The sequence below is a fragment of the Bradyrhizobium sp. USDA 4461 genome (assembly GCF_054055655.1).
This window is the reverse complement of sequence record NZ_JBSRXM010000001.1, coordinates 7,773,528-7,798,404: the sequence shown is the minus strand read 5'-3', so window position 1 is coordinate 7,798,404 and position 24,877 is coordinate 7,773,528. Positions and strand designations below refer to the sequence as shown.

The 24,877-nt window shown below is 63.9% G+C and carries 28 protein-coding genes; 18 read left to right on the top strand and 10 right to left on the bottom strand.

The genetic code is table 11. The features are described from left to right. Positions 1 to 11: 11 nt before the first annotated feature. Positions 12 to 1,253 (top strand): ABC transporter substrate-binding protein, encoded by a 1,242-nt coding sequence (locus ACVINW_RS36635; protein ID WP_456755785.1) that lies wholly within the window; start codon positions 12 to 14, stop codon positions 1,251 to 1,253. A gap of 120 nt (positions 1,254 to 1,373) precedes the next feature. Here the strand turns inward: ACVINW_RS36635 and ACVINW_RS36630 are convergent, their stop codons facing one another. Next, positions 1,374 to 2,588, bottom strand: a complete 1,215-nt coding sequence (locus tag ACVINW_RS36630; protein ID WP_456755784.1) for an NAD(P)/FAD-dependent oxidoreductase — start codon at positions 2,586 to 2,588, stop codon at positions 1,374 to 1,376. 82 nt (positions 2,589 to 2,670) lie between these two features. Continuing rightward, entirely contained in the window at positions 2,671 to 4,365 is a 1,695-nt protein-coding gene (locus ACVINW_RS36625) for a thiamine pyrophosphate-requiring protein (protein ID WP_456756584.1), read from the bottom strand. Between the two features lie 203 nt (positions 4,366 to 4,568). Between ACVINW_RS36625 and ACVINW_RS36620 the strand changes: the two genes are divergently transcribed. Continuing rightward, positions 4,569 to 4,793 (top strand): Flp family type IVb pilin, encoded by a 225-nt coding sequence (locus ACVINW_RS36620; protein WP_456755783.1) that lies wholly within the window; start codon positions 4,569 to 4,571, stop codon positions 4,791 to 4,793. 104 nt (positions 4,794 to 4,897) lie between these two features. On the opposite strand, the gene ku is transcribed toward ACVINW_RS36620, so the two are convergent. Continuing rightward, positions 4,898 to 5,875: a non-homologous end joining protein Ku gene (gene ku / locus ACVINW_RS36615; protein ID WP_456755782.1), complete on the bottom strand. Its 978-nt coding sequence runs from the start codon at positions 5,873 to 5,875 to the stop codon at positions 4,898 to 4,900. Between the two features lie 253 nt (positions 5,876 to 6,128). Here ku and ACVINW_RS36610 point away from each other — a divergent pair, with 253 nt between their 5' ends. From ACVINW_RS36610 to ACVINW_RS36575, 8 genes are all read left to right on the top strand, one after another. Next, complete coding sequence (locus ACVINW_RS36610; RefSeq protein WP_456755781.1) at positions 6,129 to 6,281, top strand: hypothetical protein; 153 nt, start codon at positions 6,129 to 6,131, stop codon at positions 6,279 to 6,281. Between the two features lie 299 nt (positions 6,282 to 6,580). Further along, entirely contained in the window at positions 6,581 to 6,757 is a 177-nt protein-coding gene (locus ACVINW_RS36605) for a hypothetical protein (protein ID WP_212019182.1), read from the top strand. Between the two features lie 157 nt (positions 6,758 to 6,914). Next, positions 6,915 to 7,112 (top strand): hypothetical protein, encoded by a 198-nt coding sequence (locus ACVINW_RS36600; RefSeq protein ID WP_456755780.1) that lies wholly within the window; start codon positions 6,915 to 6,917, stop codon positions 7,110 to 7,112. A 153-nt stretch (positions 7,113 to 7,265) separates the two neighbouring features. Next, the gene (locus ACVINW_RS36595; protein WP_456755779.1) at positions 7,266 to 7,535 is read left to right on the top strand and encodes a hypothetical protein; all 270 of its coding nucleotides are present in this window, start codon (positions 7,266 to 7,268) and stop codon (positions 7,533 to 7,535) included. 56 nt (positions 7,536 to 7,591) lie between these two features. Continuing rightward, positions 7,592 to 8,008: a hypothetical protein gene (locus ACVINW_RS36590; protein WP_456755778.1), complete on the top strand. Its 417-nt coding sequence runs from the start codon at positions 7,592 to 7,594 to the stop codon at positions 8,006 to 8,008. 90 nt (positions 8,009 to 8,098) lie between these two features. After that, positions 8,099 to 9,127 carry an NAD-dependent epimerase gene (locus tag ACVINW_RS36585; protein ID WP_456756583.1) on the top strand — a complete coding sequence of 343 codons (1,029 nt, stop codon included), beginning with the start codon at positions 8,099 to 8,101 and terminating at the stop codon, positions 9,125 to 9,127. A 58-nt stretch (positions 9,128 to 9,185) separates the two neighbouring features. After that, complete coding sequence (locus ACVINW_RS36580; RefSeq protein ID WP_456755777.1) at positions 9,186 to 9,443, top strand: hypothetical protein; 258 nt, start codon at positions 9,186 to 9,188, stop codon at positions 9,441 to 9,443. A gap of 767 nt (positions 9,444 to 10,210) precedes the next feature. After that, positions 10,211 to 10,420, top strand: coding sequence for a hypothetical protein (locus tag ACVINW_RS36575; protein WP_456755776.1), 210 nt, complete (start codon positions 10,211 to 10,213; stop codon positions 10,418 to 10,420). 179 nt (positions 10,421 to 10,599) lie between these two features. Here the strand turns inward: ACVINW_RS36575 and ACVINW_RS36570 are convergent, their stop codons facing one another. Then, a complete protein-coding gene (locus ACVINW_RS36570; RefSeq protein WP_456755775.1) occupies positions 10,600 to 10,788 on the bottom strand; it encodes a hypothetical protein in 189 nt (62 codons plus the stop codon). 666 nt (positions 10,789 to 11,454) lie between these two features. Here ACVINW_RS36570 and ACVINW_RS36565 point away from each other — a divergent pair. After that, a complete protein-coding gene (locus ACVINW_RS36565) occupies positions 11,455 to 11,829 on the top strand; it encodes a transposase (protein ID WP_456755774.1) in 375 nt (124 codons plus the stop codon). Positions 11,830 to 11,844: 15 nt separating this feature from the next. Here the strand turns inward: ACVINW_RS36565 and ACVINW_RS36560 are convergent, their stop codons facing one another. Then, positions 11,845 to 12,150, bottom strand: coding sequence for a hypothetical protein (locus tag ACVINW_RS36560; protein WP_456755773.1), 306 nt, complete (start codon positions 12,148 to 12,150; stop codon positions 11,845 to 11,847). 95 nt (positions 12,151 to 12,245) lie between these two features. On the opposite strand from ACVINW_RS36560, the gene ACVINW_RS36555 reads away from it, so the two are divergent. Beyond that, on the top strand, positions 12,246 to 13,688 hold the full coding sequence (locus ACVINW_RS36555; protein WP_456755772.1) for an undecaprenyl-phosphate glucose phosphotransferase: 1,443 nt from the start codon (positions 12,246 to 12,248) through the stop codon (positions 13,686 to 13,688). Between the two features lie 36 nt (positions 13,689 to 13,724). Here the strand turns inward: ACVINW_RS36555 and ACVINW_RS36550 are convergent, their stop codons facing one another. From ACVINW_RS36550 to ACVINW_RS36530, 5 genes are all read right to left on the bottom strand, one after another. After that, complete coding sequence (locus tag ACVINW_RS36550) at positions 13,725 to 14,309, bottom strand: hypothetical protein (protein WP_456755771.1); 585 nt, start codon at positions 14,307 to 14,309, stop codon at positions 13,725 to 13,727. Further along, the gene (locus tag ACVINW_RS36545) at positions 14,302 to 15,117 is read right to left on the bottom strand and encodes a metallophosphoesterase family protein (RefSeq protein WP_456755770.1); all 816 of its coding nucleotides are present in this window, start codon (positions 15,115 to 15,117) and stop codon (positions 14,302 to 14,304) included. The genes ACVINW_RS36550 and ACVINW_RS36545 overlap by 8 nt, the downstream gene beginning before the upstream one ends. A gap of 7 nt (positions 15,118 to 15,124) precedes the next feature. Beyond that, positions 15,125 to 16,420 carry a hypothetical protein gene (locus tag ACVINW_RS36540; protein WP_456755769.1) on the bottom strand — a complete coding sequence of 432 codons (1,296 nt, stop codon included), beginning with the start codon at positions 16,418 to 16,420 and terminating at the stop codon, positions 15,125 to 15,127. Between the two features lie 125 nt (positions 16,421 to 16,545). Further along, positions 16,546 to 16,809, bottom strand: a complete 264-nt coding sequence (locus ACVINW_RS36535; RefSeq protein WP_456755768.1) for a hypothetical protein — start codon at positions 16,807 to 16,809, stop codon at positions 16,546 to 16,548. 124 nt (positions 16,810 to 16,933) lie between these two features. Further along, positions 16,934 to 17,266, bottom strand: a complete 333-nt coding sequence (locus ACVINW_RS36530; RefSeq protein WP_456755767.1) for a hypothetical protein — start codon at positions 17,264 to 17,266, stop codon at positions 16,934 to 16,936. 228 nt (positions 17,267 to 17,494) lie between these two features. Between ACVINW_RS36530 and ACVINW_RS36525 the strand changes: the two genes are divergently transcribed. The 6 genes from ACVINW_RS36525 (at position 17,495) to ACVINW_RS36500 (ending at position 24,874) form a co-directional block, all read left to right on the top strand. Further along, a complete protein-coding gene (locus tag ACVINW_RS36525) occupies positions 17,495 to 18,679 on the top strand; it encodes a polysaccharide biosynthesis/export family protein (protein WP_456755766.1) in 1,185 nt (394 codons plus the stop codon). A gap of 31 nt (positions 18,680 to 18,710) precedes the next feature. Beyond that, a complete protein-coding gene (locus ACVINW_RS36520; RefSeq protein ID WP_456755765.1) occupies positions 18,711 to 20,165 on the top strand; it encodes an O-antigen ligase family protein in 1,455 nt (484 codons plus the stop codon). Positions 20,166 to 20,260: 95 nt separating this feature from the next. After that, positions 20,261 to 20,902, top strand: a complete 642-nt coding sequence (locus tag ACVINW_RS36515) for a hypothetical protein (RefSeq protein ID WP_456755764.1) — start codon at positions 20,261 to 20,263, stop codon at positions 20,900 to 20,902. 123 nt (positions 20,903 to 21,025) lie between these two features. Further along, positions 21,026 to 23,299, top strand: a complete 2,274-nt coding sequence (locus ACVINW_RS36510; RefSeq protein WP_456755763.1) for a polysaccharide biosynthesis tyrosine autokinase — start codon at positions 21,026 to 21,028, stop codon at positions 23,297 to 23,299. Positions 23,300 to 23,312: 13 nt separating this feature from the next. Continuing rightward, positions 23,313 to 24,125: a hypothetical protein gene (locus ACVINW_RS36505; RefSeq protein WP_456755762.1), complete on the top strand. Its 813-nt coding sequence runs from the start codon at positions 23,313 to 23,315 to the stop codon at positions 24,123 to 24,125. After that, positions 24,122 to 24,874: a class I SAM-dependent methyltransferase gene (locus ACVINW_RS36500; protein ID WP_456755761.1), complete on the top strand. Its 753-nt coding sequence runs from the start codon at positions 24,122 to 24,124 to the stop codon at positions 24,872 to 24,874. The genes ACVINW_RS36505 and ACVINW_RS36500 overlap by 4 nt, the downstream gene beginning before the upstream one ends. Positions 24,875 to 24,877 lie beyond the last annotated feature (3 nt).

The window sequence follows — 24,877 nt, the reverse complement described above, 5'->3', positions numbered from 1 at the left end:
GGGAGATCATCATGTCACGCTATTCAACTGCCACCCGTTTGAGCCTGTTGGCGACTGCGCTCGCGCTGTGCCTCGCGGCGCCGGCCTATGCGCAGTCCAAGGATCCGATCAAGATCGGGGTCATCGCCGAGGTGCAGTCGATTGCCGGCGCGGCAACCCCGGGCGGCGCGCAGATCGCGGCCGACGAGATCAACGCCAAGGGCGGCGTGATGGGCCGCAAGATCGAGATCGTCACCTATGACAACAAGAGCTCGTCGGCCGATTCCGTGCGCGCCTTCCAGCGCGCGGTGAGCGAGGACAAGGTCTCGGCCGTGATCGCGAGCTACATCAGCGAGGTCGTGCTGGCGCTGGAGCCGTGGGCCTCGCGGCTGAAGATGCCGCTGATCACGCCAGGCGCGGCCTCCAACGAGATCACCAAGGCCATCCATAACGACTATGAGAAGAACAAGTACACCTTCCACGGCTATCTGACCTCGGCGGCGCAGGCGCAGCTGGTCTGCGACGCGGCCAAGGAGCTGCTGGTCGACCAGCTCAAGTTCAAGTCGGTCGCGATCATGAGCGAGGACGCGGCCTGGACCAAGCCGCTCGACGTCGGCTACGAGGCGTGCCTGCCCAAGGCGGGGCTGAAGGTGGTCGAGCACATCCGCTTCTCGCCCGACACCACCGACTTCACGCCGATCTTCAACAAGATGGAAGCGGCCAAGCCCGACGTGATCGTCACCGGCATCTCCCATGTCGGCGTACAGCCGACGGTGCAGTGGAAGAACCAGCAGGTGCCGATCCCGATGTTCGGCATCAGCGCGCAGGCGCTGAGCCCGACATTCTGGGGCGACACCAACGGCGCGGCCGAAGGCGTGCCGTCGCTCGCGGTCGCGACGCCCGACGTCGCGGTGACGCCGAAGACAAAGCCGTTCGCGGCCGCCTTCAAGGCCAAGTTCGGCACGCCGCCGGCCTACACCGGCTACACCGCCTATGACGAGGTCTACATCATCGCGGAAGCGATCCAGCGCGCCGGCTCGACCGATCCGGACAAGATGGTCGCCGAGCTCGAGAAGACCGACTTCGAAGGCACGATCGGCAAGATCCAGTTCTACGGCAAGAACGACGAGTTCACCCACGGCATCAAGTCCGGTCCGGGCGCCGTCACCGGCCTTGTGTTCCAGTGGCAGAACGGCAAGCAGATCACGGTCTGGCCGAAGGCGATCGCCGAGGGCAAGCTGAAGTTTCCGGATTTTGTGAAGCTGTCGCAGTAACGGACGTACTCGCCGTCATTGCGAGGAGCATAACGACGAAGCAATCCATCTATCCGAGTAAGTGGAGGGATGGATTGCTTCGCTTCGCTCGCAATGACGATTGGGGGATGTGAGCCTCAACTACTTGCGTGTCGGCGGTGCCGCCTGGATCGTCGGCGCGGCGGCCGCGAGCAGCGCGGCGCGATCACCGTTGCGCGGCGGATAGATGCGCTGCTGGTTGATGGTCTGCTTGGTGAGTTTCGCGGCCGCGCCCGTGCTGTGCACCTCGCGGTCCCAGCCGGTGGTGTAGAGCGCGCCCCAGGCCCCGAGATCGAGCACCGTCACATACCAGTCGATGGTGAGCGGCAGCAGCTTTTCGCCGAACAGGTCGGCCACCACATTGTGCCCGGCGAAGCGGCCCATCGGCCGCGCGAACTGGCAGGACATCACGGTCGGATGCGCGCCGTCGATCAGGCAGGACGCGACGTCGCCGGCGGCGAACACGCCCTCGAGGCCCTCGACCCGCATGGTGCGATCGACCGCGAGCCGGCCGAGCGCGTCGCGCTTGCCCGGCAGCATCGCGGCAAGCGGGCTCGCGCGCATGCCGGCACACCACACCACGGTCTTTGTCGGAATGATCTCGCCGCTATCGAGCGTGATGCTGTCGGCACCAATGGCATTGACCCTGACATTCAGCCGGGTCTCGACGCCGAGCGCGGTCAGTGCCTCGTTGATGACGGGACGGCCAGGCGCGCCGAAGGTCGCACCGACCACCGGATTGGGATCGATCAGGATCACGCGACGACCGCCCGTGATGCCGGCGCGCGCGAGCTTGGCCGGCATTTCGGCCGCGACCTCGATCCCGGTAAATCCCGCGCCGATCACCGCGACCGTCGAACGCGCCGGCGACGGCGGCTCCCTGCCGAGCGCCGCCAGATGCGCGTCGAGCCGCATCGCGGCGCCATAGGTGTCGACGTCGAAGCCGTGCGCGGCAAGGCCTGCGATGGCAGGGCGCAGCAGCTCGCTGCCGGTCGTCAGCACCAGCCGATCATAAGTCAACGTATCCGCGCTCGCGCCGGTCTTGACCACGACTTCGCGCTTGGCCGGATCGATCGCCGCGACCTCAGCCACCCTGTGCGCGACGCCGACGGGATCGAGCAGATCCTTGAGCGGCAGCGCGACGTCGCCGAGATCGACCTCGTAATTGCGCACCCGGATGTTGTGATAGGCGTTGCGATCGACGACGAGGATCTCGGTGTCCGCCGCCCGGGCGCCGATCTCGTCGCGCTTGCGGGCCGCACCGAGCGCGGCCCATAGCCCGGCAAAGCCGGCCCCCAGCACCAGGATGCGCGCCATTGCTCCCTCCGATCTTGCGTCGGAGAGAGCTTGCCCGCGCAGGCGAGGTCAAATCAAGTGGGTGAGGGCGTGTGAGGTGCCCTCACGTCCCCGGCCGCGACACCTCGGTCTCCTTGCTGGTGATGAACTCCAGCAGCACCGGCACGCCTTCCTTGGTCTTCTGGATGCCGCGCTTGATCGCGGGGATAATGTCTTCCGGCTTGGTCACGCGCTCGCCGTAGCCGCCGAAGGCGCGGGCCATTGCGGCGTAGTCGCCGGAGATGTCGGTGGAACGATATTTCTCGGTCGAGATCGGCATCACCTTCAATTCGATCGCCATCGAGAAGTTGTTCAGGAGGATCGACATGATCGGGATCCGCTCGCGCACCGCGGTCTCGAAATCCATGCCGGTGAAGCCGATCGCGGCGTCGCCCCAGACATTGATGCAGAGCTTGTCCGGTTTTGCCAGCTTGGCGCCCATCGCAAGACCGAGGCCGTAGCCGAGCTGCGTGGTCTTGCCCCAGCCGATATAGGACAGCGGCTCGACCGACTTCCAGAACGGCGACAGCTGGTCGCGCGGGCTGCCGGCGTCGTGGGTGATGATGGTGTTATGGATGTCGACGGTGTGCTGCAGGTCCCACAGCACGCGGTAGGGATTGAGCGGCGCGTCGTTATGCGTCAGCTTGGGCATCCATTTGGCGAGCCATTCCTTATGGGACGCGGCGATCTCTTCCGCGACCGCGCCGGCGTTGCGGTCCGAGGTCACGGTCTTGCCGATCTCCTCGAGCAGCGCGTCGAGCACCAGGCCGGCGTCGCCGACCAGGCCGATCCTGGCCTCGACATCCTTGTTGATGTGGTTCGGATCGAGCGTCGAATGGATGATGGTCTTGCCCTTCGGCATCGCGATGCCGAACGAGGTCTCGGTGAAGGAGCAGCCGATGCCGAAGATCACGTCGGCGTCGGCCAAAAATTTCGGCACCGCGCGCGGCACCGCGAGGCCGCCGGAGCCGAGCGACAGCGGATGCGTCTCGGGGAATGACGACTTGCCGCCGAGGCTGGTGGTGACGGGGATCGCGAGCCGTTCGGCGAGCCGCTTCAGTTGCGGCCAGGCCTTCGCATAGTGCACGCCCTGGCCGGCATAGATCACCGGACGCTTGGCGTTGATCAGCAGCGCGGCGGCTTCCTTCACATGGACAGGATCGGCGCCGTAGCGGGTGCGCAGCACCGGCGTGTAGTTGAGCGGCTCCGGCACCTCCTCGTTCCACATGTCAGCGGGGATTTCCACGATCACCGGACCGCCGCGGCCGTTCTTCAGCTTGGTGAAGGCGCGACGGAAGATGTTGCCGACTTCAGCTGCGATGTTGATCGGCTCGGAGGATTTCGAAAACGCCTTCATCGCCTGGCTGGAATTGAAGTTCGGGTCGATATTGGCAAGCCGCCGCGCATAGCCCATCGGCAACACCAGCACGGGGACGGATTCGCCGTAGCACTGCGCGACGCCGCCCATCGCATTCTCGGCGCCGGGGCCGTGCTGCATGCAGAACGCACCGATCTTCTCGCCCGAGGTGACGCGGGAGATCGCATCCGCCATGTGGACGCCGATGCGTTCCTGGCGAACCATCACGGGGCGGATGTCGGCGGCGGCGGCGTATTCGATCAGGTGGTTGACCGGATAGCCCGTGAGGATCTCGATCCCCTCCCGCTTCATGATTTCCGCGATCGCGGTGCCGAGCTTCATGACGGTCACTCCCTTCGAATGCGGCCGGTTTGGTCCGGCCTCGTTGTCGTCCTGTCCGATAAAGGAACAGGATTCCGCCGACGGGTAAAGCCGAGCGGCGGGCCGGATCGGGTAGTCCTGATATGCGTTTACGCCCAATCGCGAGCCGATTGCGCGCGCGGCGGCACCATGATGCAGGCAAAACTGGCAGTGAATTTCTGCGCAACCCTTAAGCGATCGTTCATCCTGTCCCTCAATGGGCCGTCAACCAATGTGGCCTAGTTTTGCTGGAATATTACTACGGCGCGGGAGACAAAGCCGCGGGCGTCGGACAGGAGCTTTTCATGCGCGCGTTGCTGGCAAGATTTCTGCGAGATGAGGTCGGGGCGACTGCGATCGAATACGCCATCATTGCTGGCGGCATCAGCATCGTGATCGTCGCCGGCGTCAGGGGCATCGGCACCCAGGTGGCAGGCCAATTCACCGCCGTCAGTTCTGCATTCAAGTAAAGCGCTGCAAGTAAGCGCCGCAAGGCGCCGCTTCATCGCGTTCCCGCTTCAGCCGTCCCGGTCGTCTCCATTCAACGCGCGCGGCATCGGCATGCGCGCGAATTTCAGCCGGCCTTCTTCCGCGCCGCGGTGCCTTGCGCGCGCGTTGCCTTCTCGGCCTTCTTCGGCTCGGGCTTGGCGGTCTCCTTGGGCTCGCGCTTGCCGCTGCCCGAGATCGGCAGCAGCATCTCGCGCTGGCCTTCGATGCGCTTCTTCGGCTTCTTGCCCTTCGCGGCCTTTGCCTCGTTCCTGGCCGGTGCGGCCTGCTTCTCGTTGGCGAGGCTCTTCTTCAGCGCGTCCATCAGATTGATGACGTTGCCGCTGGCCTTGGCGGCGGGCTTGGCGATCTTGATGCCGTTGCGCTTCTGGTTGATCAGATCGATCAGCGCCTGCTCGTAGCGGTCCTCGAACTCCTCCGGATCGAACTCGGCGGACTTCTGCTCGACGATGTGCTTGGCGAGATCGAGCATGTCCTTGGTGATCTTCACGTCCTGGATATCGTCGAAATACTCCTTCTCGCTGCGCACCTCGTAGGGGTAGCGCAGCAGCGTGCCCATCAGCCCGTTGTCGAGCGGCTCGAGCGCGATGATGTGCTCGCGGTTGGTCAGCACCACGCGGCCGATCGCGACCTTGTCCATGCTGCGGATGGTTTCGCGGATCACCGCGAAGGCGTCGTGGCCGACCTTGCCGTCGGGCACGAGATAATAGGGGCGGATCAGATAGCGGCTGTCGATCTCGCTGCGCGGCACGAATTCGTCGATCTCGATGGTGCGGGTCGAATCCAGCGCGATGTCGTCGAGCTCTTCCTTGGTGACCTCGATATAGGTGTCGGTGTCGACCTTGTAGCCCTTCATGATGTCGTCGGTTGCGACTTCCTCGCCGGTCTCGGCATCGACCTTGGCGTATTTGATGCGGTGGCCGGTCTTGCGATTGATCTGGTTGAACGAGACCTTCTCGGTATCCGACGTCGCCGGGTACAGGGCAACCGGGCAAGTCACGAGCGAAAGGCGCAAAAAGCCCTTCCAGTTGGCGCGAGGGGCCATAGGGAAAACTCCAATTACGCAACCGACGGAACGGTCAAGGATAACACCGGGAACCCCGGTTTGAAACAACATGGCCCGGTGAATCTCGTAACGGCGTTAACCGTGGCCTCAAGCCTGCGCCCGTTTGACGCGGTGCGCGGGACGCCGTCGGACCGCCGTCAAACGGTTCGGAACGTCACTCCTGATCACGCGTTGGCCTTGCGAAGGGGAGCAGCAACCGCCGGAATTACAGGCACTTAAGCAAGGAGGTCTTATGGCAACGGAACGACACGGTCAGATCATTGAAACCCCGACCGAGGCGCGCCAGGCCGAGCCTGGACCTTCGGTGCTCGCGCTGCTCACGGTGTCGATCGGGCTTGCCGTCCTGATCCTCGGCCTCGTCTGGCTCGTCTTCTTCCGCGTGTAACGCGGCTGTGGCGAATGCGCGTGCGAGGTCTCCAATGTTAAATTGAGATGCAGGCGGCGCAGGGCGCCGTGTCGTCATGGCGTTGCGCGCGGCCTCCCCCGAGCACTGATCTCCCGCGTCCGAGGCCAGGATGTTCGGGCAAGGATTTTCAGCCGAGGATTTTCTTCAAGCGGAATTCGTCGAGCGACGACGCGCGGCTTCACGAGATTTTGCAATGACCATCTGTGATGCGACGGGCGGATCGCTCGCGCGGCGCGTCACGAGATCATCGAAATTGACTGCTAGCTGATTTGAATCAGATGCGTCTCGAGCTTGAAATGTTGTATCGGCAAGAAGAAAAAAATTCGCTGTTGGTGCGCCTGAAGGAGAAAAGCGCATCGGGTGTCTTCGTCGGACTGACGGTGCTGGCGATGGCGGGGTGGATTTATCTTCTCAGTTCGATGTTCCTGAAATTCATGCTCTGGTGGTTCTCCTGAGATCGTTCTCGCGAGAACAACTCCGATTGGCGCCTGATCATTGCGTCGTTCGGTTGCACAAAGATTCCCGCGGCTGAACAATCTTTCGGCGCGCGCAATCATGATGTCGTCACAAGTCCGAATGTTAATAACATCGGGGCGAATGTGGACGATTGTGATGCTTTCTCCTGTTCTCATTCTCGCGGCGGCGTTCGTCGCAGGTTTCTTCTCCGGCTTCGCCGCGCGCGCGTGGCGATCGCATCGGCGCCGCGCACAATATCGGATCTATGCGCCCTATGTGGCGCCGTCGGCCACCAGATCGTCGCGACGGGAACAGCCGGTCAGCGCATTCGGTCATGTGCGCCGCGCGTTCTAGCGGGCTAGTTCGATCGAGGTAGCGCGACAGTCGGGCCAGTTGGGGTTGGCGTGCGAGATGCAATGGGTCATCTTGTCTTCGTTATGGCAGTTGGGCTGGGTGCCGGCCTGGTCTTGTCGTCGGCGCTCGGCAGCGTGAGGGAACTTGCACAGCATGAGTGATCTCAGGGGGCATTCGCCAAGGCGGTATGTCGTCGATGTCAGTGGCCGGCGCGTGCTGGTCGGTCTCACGCTTGAAGAGACGTCGGAGTTCGAGGGCTTGGACTCCGCGTTGCCGGACCGAGAAGAGCAGGGGCAAGGGCTCGTGCCGTCGGCCGGCGAGGGACGGTGGCTGGAACTCTACGACAAGCACGATAAGGCCTGGATCAAGTGGAAGGCCGACCTGAGGGCCGGCTACGAAGGCAATTCACCCTTTTTTAACTAAGACCGGGTGATTTTTGGCCTATCCTGCCTGAATGGGCCCGAACCGGATACCGACTGATGTTTCAGCTGTTTTTGCGGGCTCGCGCGCATGACCTGATCAGGTCGCGGCGTGGCGAGGAAGGTTTCAAGGCTCGCTCGGCCGAGCGCGATGCCGAGACCGATCGCGCCCGGATCGGATCGATCATGGCCGCGATCGAAGCCGCGTTGCAGGCGGCCGAAAGCGAGCAGACCGGTCTTGGCCGCCGTGTCGACGACGTTCTGGCCCGCGCCGCGGTGACGCTTGGCAACGGCACCGACGAGTATCTGGAGCGCGAGGCGCTTGACAACTACCATCAGGACCTGTTTGACGCCGAGATCTCCAACGGCCAGCGCCGCCTGAAGGAATTGGCGACCGAGATCGCGCACTTCAAGTTCATGAAGGCCGCGGTATTGAGCCGCTTTCCGGACTACAAAGCTCCGGCCGCCAGCAACTGACGTGCCTTGCAGCCGACGCGAAAGCGAAAGCTGCGGCCGCGCCTGATGTCGTCGGCGGCTCCGGCGCAAGGCGAAAGACACAGGCAGGACGTGGTGATCGCAGGCAATCTACTCGTCACCGGCTGCGCCGGCTTTATCGGCTTCCATCTGGCGGAGCATCTGCTGCGGGCAGGGCAGCCGGTCATCGGCATCGACAATCTGAACCATTATTATGACCCGGCGCTGAAGCGCGCGCGGCTCGATCTGCTCAAGCAGCACCCCGGCTTCACCTTCGTCGAGCTCGACCTTGCCGATCGCGCCGGGATGAAGGCGCTGTTCGAGCGTTATCGCTTCGAGGTGGTGGTGCATCTCGCCGCGCAGGCCGGCGTGCGCTATTCCCTGCAGAACCCGCACGCCTACGTGGATTCCAATCTCGAGGGCTTCCTCAATGTCCTCGAGGGCTGCCGGCATACCGCCTGCAAGCACCTGCTGTTTGCGTCCTCGTCGTCGGTCTACGGCGCCAACACCAAGCTGCCGTTCTCGACCCACGACAATGTCGATCATCCGGTCAGCCTGTACGCCGCGACCAAGAAGGCCAACGAGCTGATCGCCCATTCCTACAGCCACCTCTATCGCATTCCGACGACCGGGCTGCGGTTCTTCACCGTGTATGGGACGTGGTATCGGCCGGACATGGCCCTCTATGCGTTCGCGGATGCGATCACGCAGGGAAAGCCGATCCAGCTGTTCAACAACGGCAATATGCGGCGCGACTTCACCTATGTGGATGACGTGGTCGAGGCGATGGCGCGGCTGATCGGCCGTCCGCCCGAAGGCGACGCCGGCTGGTCGGGCGCGCACCCCGATCCCGGATCGAGCAAGGCGCCCTGGCGGGTGTACAATATCGGCAACTCGAGGCCGGAAGAACTGATGCATGTGGTGACGCTGCTCGAGCAGGGCTTCGGCCGGCAGGCCGACAAGCAGTTGCTGCCGATGCAGCCTGGGGATGTCCTGGAGACGTCAGCCGACGTCTCCGACCTCGAGCGCGAAATCGGCTTTCGCCCGCGGACGCGGATCGAGGACGGCATCACCAGGTTTGTCGCCTGGTACCGGGACTATCACGACGTCGATCGGACCTAGTGCTCCTGCCGAATCCGGGCGCGATAAAAGTTGGTTCGGCGTGGAACGGAGTTTGGTCATGAGAGTTATCACCGGTTTTGCAATCGCTCACGCCGTGATCATCATTTCCGGCATCATCGTTCCGGCGCGCGCGATCGACGTCAAAGTGGCACGCGCTTGCGATGCCTTGGTGGCGAAGGCATTCCCGCCGCTTCAGCCCGGCAATCCGGCCTCCGGCAGCGCCAAGGGTGGTGCGAAGGCCCAGCGGGACTATTTCAGCAAGTGCGTCGCCAATGGCGGCAAGATGGACGACGACACGCCTCCGAATTCGAAGTAACACGCGTCGCGATGCGCATTCCGGATTAGCGATGCTTATGGCGATTCGTGGCGCTCAGCTGTTTGCCTGGTGATCGTGCAAAGCATGTAGAATGAAGCGGCAAACGCATGAATGCGCGCCCGCTCGCCGTGCAAACCGGACGCATCGCTCCGCTCGATTTGAATTAGAATAGAGCTATCGTGCTTGCGTTCGATGGAGGCGAATATCGCGCCTGCCCCGGCTATCGCGCGCGAAAACATTTCGTCGCATCGCTCAGAACGGGATCGGGCCGCCAGGCATCGCTTCAACATTCGCAACCGGTCGCAACACTCTGCGATCCTTGATGCGTGGGGGTAGCAGATTTTGCGTCGATGGGGCAGGCTTGGTGGAATATCTTGTGCGCGTTTGAGCGGTCCTCATCGAGCCTTCGCCATAACGCGGCGATATTGTGATCCCCGGCCGACGCGCGTTGAGCAGCGCAAGCCACGGAGCTTATCGATGTTCGCCAAGCAATTTCATGCGCTTGCTCGAACTCCCATCTTCGCTGAGTTGCGTTGTCTGGCTGTGCGCCTTATCGCCGCCGCGGCCGTCGCACCTCTGCGACACATTCGGGCCATCGATCGAGCGCTTCGCGATCAGGTTGTGGAACCTGATGGAGAAAATTTAACGCGGAGCCGTGTTTGTCGCAAACCTGCCCCATTAACCGCATTGCATGTGCGCGGAATAACCCTGTCATCGAAACTTCAATCACATCGCTCATACCCTTAACCGCAGAGCGAGGGCGCGCCATGAAGCAGCACAAGATTCAACATTTGCATCAGCCGATCGAAGAGGCATTGCTGGCGACCAATCAATCGTTGCGCAACGAAGTCGTTGCGCTGATGCTTGATATCGCCGAGCTACGTGAAATCCACGAGCGCCCGGATTCGTCGCGTTCGTTCGGCATGTCCCGTGAGCAGAATACTCCGCGCGTCGCGCTGCGCCGGATTCACAGCTGAAGTCGTCAGCCTCCCACCGAGCAGAATTTGCGGCCACATCCAAGCCAATCCGGCGAGGATGCTGGCGCGCGTGCTGTGAAAACGCCAATTTTGAATTGAAGAGTGCTCCGCCCCGCCACTCGGTGGGGCGAGTTGGCGGATATTTGCTACGAAGGATTGCGGTCAAAGGGGAGGAGCGGTCAGTGTTCCTGACGCACGGGCTTGTGCGTCACGACATCGGACAGGCGCTCGCGCAGGATCCAGGTCTGCAAGACCAACTCGACGGCGGTATGCCGAAGCTCCGAATTCTCTGCGACCAGCCGCTCCAGCGCGTCGGTCGCCTCGCTGGACGTGGATTGGTTCCCCTCGAAGACCTTGAGACGCGCCATAGTGTCGATCCTCGCAAAAGTGGTGATCAGAGACTGGCTCTGACTGGCGTCAGCACAGAATAGTTCGCGGATTGTCGGGCGGTCGTGGGTCCGCCGGATGGCCTCGGGTGGGAAAGCGTTTAATTGACAAATCGTGGATCGAGCTATGAGTGTTAGGTCTCGCGAAAATAATGCTCAAATATGTTGAAACCCTCACGACACCTAACGTCTTAGTAACTACTTCCGCACGTGCGTGACCGCAAGCTATCGGGCGCGAAAGCTGCGGGATCAGTTTGTTAGAGTTTTGTGAAATCCTTACTTGACCGGCGGCGGTGCTATCACAAGGGAACATGGTGCACTCACAATCTGTCGACGGACCGATCGGATGTTCTCATTTACTTCTCATTGGGGAATGCAAACAGTGCGCCAGTTATCCAGATCAAATTCTCATACCCCAAAAGTAGTATAGCTTTTTTTCTCGGCCGCTTGCTGAGGGGGAATATTGCGCAAATATCTCGGTAAGTACCTTGCAGCTTCGGCGTTTCTTCGCACAATGCGTCGCTGCCGATGGCAAGCTTGAGGCTCCCGAAAGACCCCCGGGGAATCCTCAATTTGAATTTCCTGTTGCATTTACATAGCTTATAGGCCATGCGATTATTGCCAATCTAGGGGGCAATGAGATGACCAATGAGGCGTCATTCTACTGAGGAGATCACTTCCAAGGTCAAACAGGCCGAGGAACTCATGGCGCGGGGGCAGTCACAAGCCCAAGCGTGCAAGGTGCTGGGCGTTAGCGTGATGACATTTCACCGCTGGCGCAAGCAGGAGGCCGCGCGCGGTCACCAGGCGAATGGTACTGTTACCGAATTCGCCGCTCACTCCGAAGATCGAGATGGGATCCCCCCTGCGCGCAACCGTATTGACGAATTGCGGCTGGAAAATGAACGGCTGCGCCGGATCGTGACCGATCTGCTGCTCGAAAAAATGAAGATCGAGGAGAAGCTTGCGCTCAGATCCAGCGGCGGGAGCGGTTTGCCCCGCCGTGGTGAAGTTCAGAGCTGACGACCGGCTGATCCGCTAGTGGATTCGCGAGGGCCTGGGCGCCAGCAGCAGCTGGTCGCTCAGATGCGCCTTTTCCGAGCGTGCGCGCAGCTCTTCGAGGATCGGTCGCAACCTGGCCTGTGCGAGGTCCAGGCCATTGACGATGTCCTGATTCGGCATTTCGGCTGGAAAGCGGGCCGATCGCAGTTTTGTTTCGACTGCCTTGACGAGCACCTCGACGTCGTCGCGATGTTGACCTGCGACGAGTTCGGCGCCCATCAGGCGGATCAAGTGAAGGAGGGCCACAAGCGCGGCTTCGGTTTCGCCAGTCGATGAACTCATCGATGCTCTCTGCCTGAGATTGCCGGCAGGTCTTGCGAGCTCACGACCTGCCTGATATTAAACATATGAATTGTTAACACGAATGTTAATTCCCGATGACCGACCTTTCGGACGCTCGATTAGCGAAGGTACCGGTTAACTTCGGCGCCTTCTCGTTCGCTTTTGCCTCGCTCGAAGCGTTTGCCGTCGCTTTCGAGATGGTCATCGTCGTGCTGTCCAGCATCATCGGCGGCGCGGCCTATCATCTGTTTTACTACCACACGATTTATAGCAACAGCTTCGAGGGTTTTCTAGGGATCGGGGTCCTTGCCGCCATCCTTCACATGTTCGTGGCGAAGTCGCAGGGCCTCTATAACCCGCAGGTGCTGGCCGGCCTCGACCGGCGCTGGAGCAGCCTGCTCGGCGGCTGGCTGCTGGTCGTGCTGCTGATGACCCTGATCATCTTCCTCTTGAAGGTCGGCTCCGGCGTCTCCCGCGGATCGGTGCTGTCGTTCGGTCTGATCGGCGGCCTTGGTCTGGTGGGTGGACGCATGCTGCTGCAAGCGCCGCTGCAACGCGCGATCGACCGCGGCATGCTGGCGACGCGCCGTGCGGTCGTGGTCGGGATGGCGGACGAATTGTCGCGTGTGCGGCAATCGAGCCTGCTGCGCGACTTCGGCCTCAGTGAGGTGCGGCGGGTTCAGCTGTCCGGCCAGTCCGACCACGACGCCGATCGCGCTGCCGTCGCGTCGGCCATTCGCGCGGCGCGCGAATGCGGCGCCGACGAGATCATCCTGGCGATGCCCTGGCAGCAGGAGCCGCGCATCCAGTTCGTGTGCGATCAGCTGCGGGCGTCACCGTTGCCGGTGCGGTTGCTGCCGGATCGGACCGCGGAACGGTTCCTGGCGCTGCGGATGGTGGCGACCGGCCCGATACCGACGTTGGAAATGCAGCGCTCGCCGCTCACCTCGCTCGAGCGTGCCGGCAAGCGCCTGTTCGACATCGTGGCCTCCAGCGGCCTCTTGGTGCTGTTCGCGCCACTTCTGATCGGAACGGCGATTGCGATCAAGCTCGACTCCCGGGGGCCGATCCTGTTCCGGCAGCGCCGCAACGGGTTCGACGGCAAGCAATTTTATATCCTCAAATTTCGTTCGATGCATGTGCTCGAGGATGGCGACGTCATCACCCAGGCGCGGCCGAACGATCCGCGGCTGACCGGGATCGGCGCGACGCTGCGCCGGCGCAGCATCGACGAGCTGCCGCAACTGGTGAACGTGCTGCGCGGCGACATGTCGCTGGTCGGGCCGCGGCCGCACGCGCTGGCGCATGACGACAAATATTCGAAGCTGATCGCAAGCTATGCGCAGCGCCAGCACGTCAAGCCCGGCATCACGGGCCTCGCCCAGGTGCAGGGACTGCGCGGTGCGACGCCTGCGATCGAGGACATGCAGCTGCGCGTCGCGCACGACCTGATCTACATCAAGAGCTGGAGCTTCATGCTCGACCTGCGCATCCTGCTCCGCACGGTCGGCGCGGTGCTGCGGCACAAGGGCATCTGACGGGGCGGCCGTCCAACGGTTACCCGTGCCGCTGCGTTACTCCGGAATGCTCTGGTTGGCATCCTTGAATTCCGCCTCGATGATGCGCCGGTTGGCATCGGATGCGACCCGATAGGCTTGGCCGATCGCGCCTTTCAGCTCCGGCGCGCGGGTCAGGATCAGGCGTATTTGCCGCTGCAGCAGATCGACCAGCTCCACATCGCGTGCGGTGTCGACCTGCGCCAGCAGGATCAGGCGCGGCGCGATCAAGTCGCTGCGGTTGAAGCCCGTGTAATAAGACATCTTCAACGCCTTCGACGTGGTCGGGTTCAGCCAGTCGAACCGCCCGGTCGCCGAGGCGAGGCCGAACCAGGCGCCGGAATCCATCGGCGAGAGCCGAAGCGCGCGCGTGAAGGAGGCTTCGGCCGCCTCGGGCGATGGCTGCAATTCGCTCCAGCCGTCACGCAGCCACAGCTCGCTCCTGACCGCGCCGATATTGGCCGCAAGCGACGGCTTGACGCGCAATGCATCGGCGGCGAGCCACCACGCCGACAACGCCAGCGTCAACGCACCGATCGCTGTTGTCGCCGGCCTGAAAGCCGGCGACAGCAGCCGCGCATACCGCTGCAGCGTATCAGCCATTGTGCGAGCCTTCGTGTTTGCCTTGGCGTGAACCTTGGCGCGTCAGGCGGTCGCCGGTCGTCAGCAGGGTTCGCCGCGGTCCCTCCAGCTTGACGCAGGTCAGGCGGCCGGTTGCATAGGCGCCGGTGTCGACATTGATGCGGTTGTGCAGCAGCTCGGCCTCATACACCGGCGTGTGGCCATGGACCACGACCTTGCCGAAATCTTCTTCCGACAGCAGGAAGTCATCGCGGATCCAGAGCAGGTCTTCCTTGCGCTGCTGGTTGAGCGCGACGCCGGGCCTGACGCCGGCATGCACGAAGAAGTAGCGGCTGTGCACGTAGCAGATCGGCAGCGAGCGGAGGAAGGCGAGATGCGCCGGCGGCATTTGGCGAACCAATTGCCGGGCCAGCGCCCGCCGCTCCGCGGCATCGGGATTGGGCGAGGGCGACAGCCCGTAGGACATCAGCGTTTGCAGGCCGCCGAACTGCCGCCATTGCGCCAGCATGTCGGGATTGACGAGAAACTCCAGCAGGCAGGCTTCGTGATTGCCGAGCAGGCAGATCATGCTGCGGGTGCGGCGGCGCTGCTCGAGCATGGCGATCACGTCGCGCGAGTCCGGTCCGCGATCGATGTAGTCGCCGAGAAACACCTGGATCGGCCGCGCCGGCCGCGACTTGCGGATGTCGGCATCAATGCGGGCGCAGATCTCCTGCAGCAGGTCGGCATGGCCATGGATATCGCCGACGGCATAGATGCAGCTCTCGTCGCCCTCGTCATGGTCGAGGCCGCCGGTCTGGCCGACAAGACGCCGGAGGAGGCTGCGCATCTGCCGTCTAGCCCGCCCGCAGCCGTGGACGGCTGATGCGCTGGGCAAGTCCTGTTCCGATCACGGCTCCCAACACGATCACTCCGGGCAACGCCGGCAATTCCGGCAAGGTGAAGGCGGCGAGCGCCAGCGTCAGCAATACGGCCGCGGCCGCCGCGGAATAAGACCAGTCGCGGCCGCGATTGCGCGCGCCGGCCGTGAATGCCGCGATGGCTGCAACCGTAACCGCGAGTAACGTCCAGAACATGGCGGAACCGAACTGCGCGATCAAGGCGGCCGCGCTGGTTGCCACCACCGGCCGCGTGGTTGCGCCTTGCCAGTCCATGTAGGTCGACGCCAGCATCGCCGTGGTGCCGGCGCCGCTGCCGAGCGCGGGCAGGTCGCCGAGCAGATTTAGGGTCGATTGCACGAGCTCGGCCGGCGCCTCCGTGAAGGCAATGGCAAGCGGGACATCCGGATGACGGTTGGCGACCGCCGTCGCCAGTGCGATCAGCGCGATCGCGGCCGCCGCAGCAGCGCTGCTCCAGCGATGCAGATGAAGTTTTCTCGCGGCGAACGTCATCAGCACGAGCGCGATGCCGGCAGCGAGCGCGATCGCGGCGCCGCGACGGCCGTACCAGCAGGCGCAGATGACGCACAGCAGGGTGCTCGCGGCAAGCAGCCAGCGCAGCTGCGCCAACCGCGCCTGCGTGCGGCCATCGCCGTGCCCGCCGCCGCCATCGAGTGCGCGCGCCAGGCCGAGCGGGACGCCGGCGAGAACGACGAGCAAAAAGCCGTTTGCCGTCGCATCGCGCGCGGCGCTGGCCGCGCCGAGCCACGTTTTCAGCGGATCGCTGTCCGATAGCAGGATCAGGCCCGCGACCGCCGCCGTCGCGGCGATGCTGCGAGCCACCCTGTCGGCGCGGCGGGCATCGATCGCGATCGCCGCGGCGGCGATCATCACGGACAGAAATGACAGCCAGACCAGCAGCGCGCCAAGGCTTGCGCCGGTATCGATCGTGACGCTGCCGGTCAGCGATGCGCCGAGCGTCTCGCCGGCGAACTTCCACACCGGATTCGCCAGCGTCTGCAGCGGCAGCATCTGCAGGATGATCCAGAGCATCGGCAGCAGCGCCGCAGCCATCGCCGGGCCGGCGACCGATTTCAGGAACGACAGTTCACCGGGACGGATCGCCGTCAGGCTTGCCAGCAGTCCGAGCGACGTTGCGGCACCGACCAGACCGGTGGCGAGCGATCCGTCGATCAAGCCGAATGGAATCGACGCGCCGATCAGGATGCAGATGAAAGCCGTGACGTTCCACACGAGAAGGGCAAATCCTGAGAAGGTTGTTCCTGCGGAGGATGAGAACGCGAGGCAGCGGGATGCCCCGGGCTTGCCGCGAGGTCAATGGGAATCGGTCGCGCCCAATGAGGCAGCGTTATGCGGCGTTATTGCGGGCGGCGCAGCGCGAGCAGCGGCGTCGAGCTGCGAAACCAGCGCGACCAGACCAGCGGCGCGAAGCTGCTCGCGAGATAGCCGCCTTGCAGCGCCACCATCGCGACGACCATGCACAGCAGGGTCTCTGACCGAGCGCCGCCGATCGCGACGAGCAGCGCGAGCTCCGCAAGCGCCACCGGTGCCAGCGCCAGACAGTGCTGGCGTAGCCCGAGCGCGGCGCCGCCGATCAAATTGCCGAGGAAAACAAATAACATAACCAAACCCTGCGCCCGCATCCTAGCGGGCCGGGTGCTAAGCCGGGGTTAATCCGATGCTCGGAAAACCGTCGGATGCGGCATCTGCGTTCGCAGGCCGGCGGTTATGTTAATCAACTAACATTCAGAACGGGCGGAGGTCGCCATAGCTATAGGCCGCCCAATAATCGCGGCCGCCATACGGCCCGTAGGCGCCGTAGAGCGGGGCGCACGCATAACGGTCGGGACAGCCGTGCCAGCACACCCGCTTCCACTGGCAGATATCGCCGTGACAATATTGCAGCCGCTGGCAATTGCCGCTGACCCGCTCGACGGCGCGCGGGGCTTTATAGACGCTCAATTCGGCGGCAAAAGCGCTCGAGCCGCCAACCAGGAAGGCGACCGTTCCGAAGGAACTTCCGAAGGAAATTCCCAGGGCAATTCCCAAGGCAATCGTCAGGGACTTCATGCGGGCCATCGACCCCTCAATCGGTTAACGCAAACTATCTCATTCACAGATAACTGGAGCATCACACAAAATCAAAGCCGGAGTGACGTCGCGCCGGTCTTTGTCGCACGGCGATGCGCGGGTGTCGCCGAATTGCCGCACCTTGCTAACATTCTTTATCAATTGCACCGCAATATATCGTGGAACCTTGTGATTATGATAATCGGCGTGTTACGGCACGGCCGGAGTAATTTTTGAATGTCGCGTACGAATTTCATTCGGGTGATGTTATTGCTTGCGGCCGCCGGATGGCTCGGCGGTTGCCATTACATGCCGACCAACGGTCCGACCAGTTCTGATGTCCTTGCCGGGCAGAAGGACGCGGAAAGCCTGCCGTATGCGATGGTGAAGATCACGCCGCAGGTCGAGAACGTGCTGGCGTCGTTCGCGCCGCAACTCGCCGGCGGCATCCAGGGCCCGCCGCCCAAGGACATCCATTTCGGCATCGGCGACGTCGTCAGCGTCACGATCTTCGAGGCCGCCGCCGGCGGTCTGTTCATTCCGGTCGAGGCCGGCGTGCGCCCCGGCAACTACATCACGCTGCCGAACCAGAACGTCGATACCGACGGCAACATCTCGGTGCCCTATGCCGGCGCGATCCGCGCCAAGAACCGCACCCCGGCCGAAGTGCAGCGCTCGATCGTCGATGCGCTGAAGAATCGCGCGATCGAGCCGCAGGCCGTGGTCGCCCTGATCGAGCAGCGCACCTCGCTGATCTCCGTGCTCGGCGAGGTCAATACGCCGAACCGCTTCCCCGCCAACGCCGCGGGCGAGCGGGTGCTCGATGCGATCACCCGCGCCGGCGGTCCGAAAGGGCAGGGGTTCGACACCTGGGTGATGCTGGAGCGCGACGGCAAGCGCACCACCGTGCCGTTCGGCCAGCTGGTCTACGAGCCGAAGAGCAACATCTACGCGCATCCCGGCGATACCATCTATGTCTACCGCGAGCCGCAGACCTTCGTCGCCTTCGGCGCCTCGGGCGCGCAGGGCCAATTCAATTTCGAAGCCTGGCGCATCTCGCTCGCCGAAGCGGTCGCCAAGGCGGGCGGTCTGAACGATTCCTCGGCCGATCCGGCCTCGGTGTTCGTCTATCGCGGCGAGCTGCCGGAAGTGGCGGCCAAGCTCGGCGTCGACGTCAGCAAATATTCGGGGCCGATCATCCCGGTCGTCTACAACATCAATTTCCGCGATCCGGCCGGCTATTTCCTGGCCACGCGTTTCCAGTTGCGCAACAAGGACGTGCTCTATGCGTCGAACGCGGCATCCGTCGAGGACGCCAAGTTGATGCAGCAGATCCGCCTTGTCACCGCAACGGCGAACGATCCGATCGTGGCCGCCTACAACGCAACCTTACTTCGTAATTCGATCAAGCTTGCGCCCTGATACTAGGGCGTGAGCCGGCACGGCCGGCTTCATGACACCTGTGCGATTAGCTTCCGGCTCGGGCGAGGCGACGGCATTGCCGTGGCCGGTGCGCTGGTCGTCGTGGCTGTTCTGCGCCGTCGTCGCGCTGGCGCCGCTGCCGCTCGGCTCGATCGGCGCTGTCGCACCGGCGATCTGGTCGATCCTGCTCGGAATCGCACTGCTCGGGGTGCTGCCGATGCGCCTGCGCGGCGGCCAGCTCGCGATCCTCGCGGTGACGGCGCTGTTGACGGCGCTCGCCATGCTGGTGCTGCACGAGCAATCGGCGGTGCGGCCCTGGCTCGGTTCGGCGCCGAACGCGCTGTGGGCGGAGGCCGGCCGATTGCTGCCGGCCGAGCTGCCGCCCGTCGTGGCGATCGCAACCAATCTGCCGTTCTATTCCGCCGGTGTTGCGATCGTCTGCCTGCTCAGTTTCGCCATCGGCGTCGTGCTCGGCGCCAATCGCATCCTGGCGCGCGGCTTGTTGCGGGCGGTGGCGCTCGCCGGCCTCGCCTATGCGATCTGCGGCATCGTCACTTTCGCGATCGATCCCACCCGGATCTATCTGCTGCACGAGAAGCAGGCGCATCTGGAGTGGCTGACCTCGCCGTTCGTCAACCGCAACACCGCCGCCATCTATTATGGGTGTTGTGCCCTGATCTGGCTGCTGTTCGGCTGCGAGCTGATCGAGCGGCATTGGCCGTCGCGCCGGGGCAGCCTGCCACGTCTGTTGGCGCGCTTCGACAGGCCGGCGCGGCGCCGGCTTGCCGGCCATGGGGTCGGCTGGCTCATTTGCCTGCTCGCAATGTTTCTGACCGGATCGCGCGGCGGGGTGGGGATCTCGCTGCTGGCCGCGGTCGTCGGCGCCGCAATCCTGTTTCGCAAGCGGATGCCGCGCCGTTACGGCCTGATCGTCGCGCTCGGCATCGGCAGCCTGGTCGCACTCGCCTTGCTGCAACTGCTCGGCGGCGGCGTCGGCGCGCGCTTCAGCACGATGGGCCTGTCGGACGAGGGACGGTTCTCGACCTACCGTGCGACGCTGCGGATGATCTGGGACCACCCTTGGCTCGGCGCCGGGTTCGGATCCTTCGAATGGGTCTATCCGGCCTATCGCACCGACGACATCTCGCTGCGCGGGACCTGGAACCGGGCGCACAACAGCTGGCTCGAGCTCGCGTCCGACGGCGGAATGTTAATGGCCGGCGCCGTCATGATCGCGCTGCTCGCAGCCTTCGGCGTGCTCGCGCATGGCGTGCGGACGCGCCGCCGCGACGTCATCGTGCCGCTGGCGGCACTCTGCGCGTCGGTTGCCGGTGCGCTGCATTCGATGATCGATTTCTCGCTCCAGATCACCGGCTATGCCGTTGTTATCGCCGCCTTGCTCGGGGCGGGCCTGTCACAATCCTTCCGCTCCGGCCATGCCCGTGGCGACCGTGACGGCCATGTTACGGCCGGGGCGGCCGGTTAACGTTGATTTCGCGCGTCGTGCCGGGCAGGGGTTTTAATTGGCGCGATAACTCTGACTATGCTAACGAACTGTTAGTATTCGTTAGGGAGATAGAAGTGTTCACATTTGAACGATCCGGCGGTTTTTCCGCCCCGCGCCTGGCGGTTTTTGTGATGTTGGCGCTCGCGGCGCCCGGCGGCGCTGTGATGGCGCAAACGACGGGCGGGCTGGTCCAGCTCTCCCAGGCGGTGACGAGCTTCAAGGCCAATCCGGAGCAGTTGCTGACCCAGTTTCCGAACGCAGGCGTGGAGCTGACCTCGCGGGCACGCGATTTCGCCGTCAACGATCCGACTGCGCTCGATCCGCTGATCGCGCTGCTTGCCAAGGCAAGCAAGGATCAGAAGACCGCGATCGCCGCCGGTCTCGCCCAGGCCGCGCGCATCGTGGTGCGCAGCAACCAGCCCTACGCGACGCGCATCCAGCAGGCGATCGCCGACACCAAGGACCTCGACACCGTGATGGCGTTTGCCGCAGCGTCAGGCGATGCCGGCACCGCAGCGACCGGCGCCGGCGGCGCGGGCAGCGCCGGCGCTTCGGGCGGCCAGACCAGCGCGATCGGCGCCACCGGCGCCGGAGGCGGCACGCTCGAGGCGATCAACGGCAACAGCGTGAATACCGGCATCTTCAGCTTCACCTCGTCGGTCAGCAGTTCGGGCAACACGACGGGCACCACACTCATTTCCACAGTGACTCCCTGAGCGGGCTTGCGGTTGCCGATGGAGAACTCTCTGCAGCAATGCGCTTCGATGTCGGGACGCGTCCCGGCGCTATTGGAGGGCGCGAGGGCAGGATCCATCCTGCCGGCGCGGCGATAGGACGAGATGCTTCAGCGCAACCAGATTCCGCCGACTGTCGATCTGAGAAATCGTCCGGCCGAACTGCCGTCGCTGGCGGAAACCTTCGACGCCTTCGTCACCTATCTGCTGCGGCAGTACTGGGTGATCCTCGGCACCGCCGGGCTTTGCCTGTTCGGCGGCATCTGTTATCTCGCGACGGCGGCGCCGAGCTACACCGCGCTTGCCACGATGATCATCGACACGCGCAAATTCCAGGTGTTCCAGCAGCAGTCGCCGGCGAACGACGTCCCCGTCGATTCCTCCGCGGTCGAGAGCCAGGTCGAAATCCTGAAGTCGGAGAACGTGGCGCTCACGGTGATCCGCGACCTCAAGCTCAACGAGGACCCGGAATTCATCGGCTCCAAGGCCGGCGCGGCGGGAGCGGTGCTGGATTTCGTGACCGGCCTGTTCGCCGGCAGCGCGCCGCCCAACGAGTTCGACCGGACCCGGCGCGCAGTCCGCACCTTCCAGAAGCAGCTCGACGTCCGCCGCCGCGGCATGACCTATGTGATCGAGGTCAGCTTCCGCTCGCTCGATCCGGAGCGCGCGGCGCAGATCGCCAACGCCGTCGCCGATGCCTACATCGTCGACCAGCTCGATTCCAAGTACCAGGCGACCCGCCGCGCCAGCGTCTGGTTGCAGGACCGCATCCAGGAGCTGCGTACGCAGGCATCCAATGCCGAGCGCGCGGTGCTCGACTACAAGAAGACCAACAATATCGTCACTTCCAGCGGCAAGTTGCTCAACGAGCAGCAACTGGGCGAGCTCAACACCCAGCTGCTGCATGTGAAGTCGCAGGTCACCGACGCCAAGGCCAAGCTCGACCGCATCGAGGCGGTCGTGAAGGGCGGCGTTCCCGATGCGACGGTCGCCGATACCCTGAACAACCAGGTCATCACCAAGCTGCGCTCGCAATATCTGGAGCTTGCCAATCGCGAGGCCGACTGGTCGTCGCGTTATGGCTACAATCATCTGGCCGCGGTCAACCTGCGCAACCAGATGCGCGAGATCCAGTCGTCGATTATCGACGAGCTGAAGCGGCTCGCCGAAAGCTACAAGAGCGACTATGCGATCGCCCTGCAGCGCCAGGACGAGATCGAGCGCGCCGTCAACGATTCGGTGTCGCAATCGCAGTCGACCAACCAGGCGCAGGTCACGCTGCGCGAGCTCGAGAGCTCGGCACAGACCTATCGCTCGCTCTATGACAATTTCCTGCAGCGCTACATGGAAAACGTGCAGCAGCAGTCGTTCCCGGTCAGCGAGGCGCGGGTGATCACCCGTGCCTCGCGTCCCCTGAGCAAGAGCCACCCGCAGACCCTGGTCGTGCTGGCGCTCTCGGCGCTCGGCGGCCTGATCGCAGGCCTCGGGCTCGGCGTGCTGCGCGATCTCTACGACCGGGTGTTCCGCACCGCCGAGATGGTCGAGACCATCCTCGACGCCGATTGCGTCGCCATCGTGCCCCGCGTCGCGCCGGGCCAGCTCAAGCCTCCGAGGGCCGGTCGCCCCAATTTGCCAGTCGGCCTGCGCACGATCCAGCGCGGCGACGAGGCGGTGCTGTGGGCGGCGATCGATTCGCCGTTCTCGCGGTTCTCGGAAGCGATCCGCTCGATCAAGGTCAATGCCGACCTCAACGTCACCAAGCCGTCGAAGATCCTCGGTCTGACCTCGGCGCTGCCCAACGAGGGCAAGTCGACGCTGGCCTTCGTGTTCGCGCAACTGGTGGCGCAGAGCGGGGCGCGCGTGCTGCTGATCGATTGCGACCTGCGCAATCCCTCGCTCAGCCGCAAGGTCGCCGCCAGTGCCGAGCGCGGTATCCTCGACGTGCTGTCGAACAATGCGACATTGCAGGAGGTGTTGTGGCGCGATCCGGAGACGGGTCTGGCCTTCCTGCCGGGCGCCACACGGTCGCGCATCGCGCATTCGCACGAGGTGCTGGCTTCCGACCAGATGAAGGATTTCATCGACGGGGTCCGCAGCCAGTATGATTACGTGATCGTCGATTTCCCGCCGTTGACGCCGGTGGTCGATGTCCGCATCACCGCGCACTTCGTCGATTCCTTCATCTTCATCGTGGAATGGGGCAAGACCCAGGTGCAGGTGGTCGAGCGGGCGCTGCGCAGTGCGCGCGCGGTCAACGAGAACCTGCTCGGCGTCGTGCTCAACAAGGCCGACATCGCCGCGATGAGCCGCTACAGCGGCTATGGCGGCAAGAACTACTATTACAACTCGCACTATGGGCGATATGGCTACACCGAGTGAGACACGCGATGCGATGTCCCGGCGTGCCGCCGTCTGGTTCGCGCGCGGCTTGCTGGCCGTGGTCGCGTGCTCGTCGGTCGCCTGGGGCGCGACCACCTTGCCGGACTTTGTCGACCAGATCCGGCTGGATGGCGCCAGCGACCTGATCCTGCGCAACGTCGCGGTCAGCGATGCCGAGCTCGGCGTGCTTGCGCCGGCGCTCTCCCGCGCCGCGGCGCCATCTGATTGCATGCCTGCGAGCGATCGCAGCGCGGCGGTGATCCGGCTGCGGCTCGCCGAGAACGCGCTCGCATCCGGCGACCAGGTCGACGCCCGGATGGGCGAGCTCGATGCGGCGATCCGCAAGTCGCTCGGCTGCGCGCCGGCCGATCCCTATCTCTGGCTGGTGTTGTTCTGGCTTCGTAACACCAGGCAGGGCTTGAGCGACGCCAATTTCGACCTGCTGCGGATGTCCTACCGGCTCGGACCCAATGAGGGCTGGATCGTCGTCAAGCGCAGCGCCATGGCGCTCGCGATGTTCGATGCGCTGCCGCCCGATCTTTCGGTCGAGGTCGTTGCCGAGTTCGCGCGCCTGGTGAAGACGGAGCTCTACACCGAAGCGATCGATCTACTGAAGGGGCCGGGCTGGGTGCACCGGGAAAAGCTGCTGGCCGGCCTTGCCGCCGTTCCGCAGCGCAACGTCGACATCCTGACCAAGACCATGGCCGACATCGGATATGATCTCGACCGCCGCTCGCCGGCAGAGCGGCGCAATCTGGAGCGCAAATCGAACGACCGCCTCGACGAGCTTGCCCGAATGCCGCCCGAAGCGAGGGCTAGGCCATGACCATGGAATTTCTCGTCGGACGACACAACGCGCATTATGAGGGCGTCTATTCCGCGCAGGAGCGCGACTGGCGCCGCGTCTGCGCGGTCGACAAGGCCGATCATATTGCCGGCCTGCTTGGTGCGTCCGCTGCCGGGATCGGCACTGTGCTCGAGGTCGGCTGCGGCACCGGCGCCGTGCTGGCGCGGCTGTCCGCGATCGGTGTCGGCCGCGATTTCACCGGCATCGACGTGATCGATCCCGCGACCAATCTGGAGATCGACGGCGCCGCTTCAGCCCCGTTCCATTGGTCGAGCTATGATGGTGCGACGATCCCGTTCGCCGACCGATCGTTCGACCTGGTCTATGCCAGCCATGTGCTGGAGCACGTGCCCGAGCCGCGCGCATTCCTGCACGAGCTCGCTCGCGTCTCGCGGGACTTCATCTATGTCGAGGTGCCCTGCGAGTTGCACGCGCGGACCAGTCGCGGGGCGCTGCAATCGACGCTCGACATCGGCCACATCAATTTCTACACGCCTGACACCTTTCGGCTGCTGCTGGAGACAGTGGGGCTCAAGGTCAAGGGCTTCGGCACCTGGGACCACAGCCTGCCGGTGCATGCTTTTCATTCGTCGCGGTTGAAGGGGCTGGTGAAGAGCATCGTGCGGAAGTCGCTGTTGTCGGTCGGCCCAGGCCTTGCGACCCGGCTTGCGACTTATCATTGCGGAGCGATCTGCCGGCACGACGCGGCGCCGCCGCGGGACCGTTGAGCC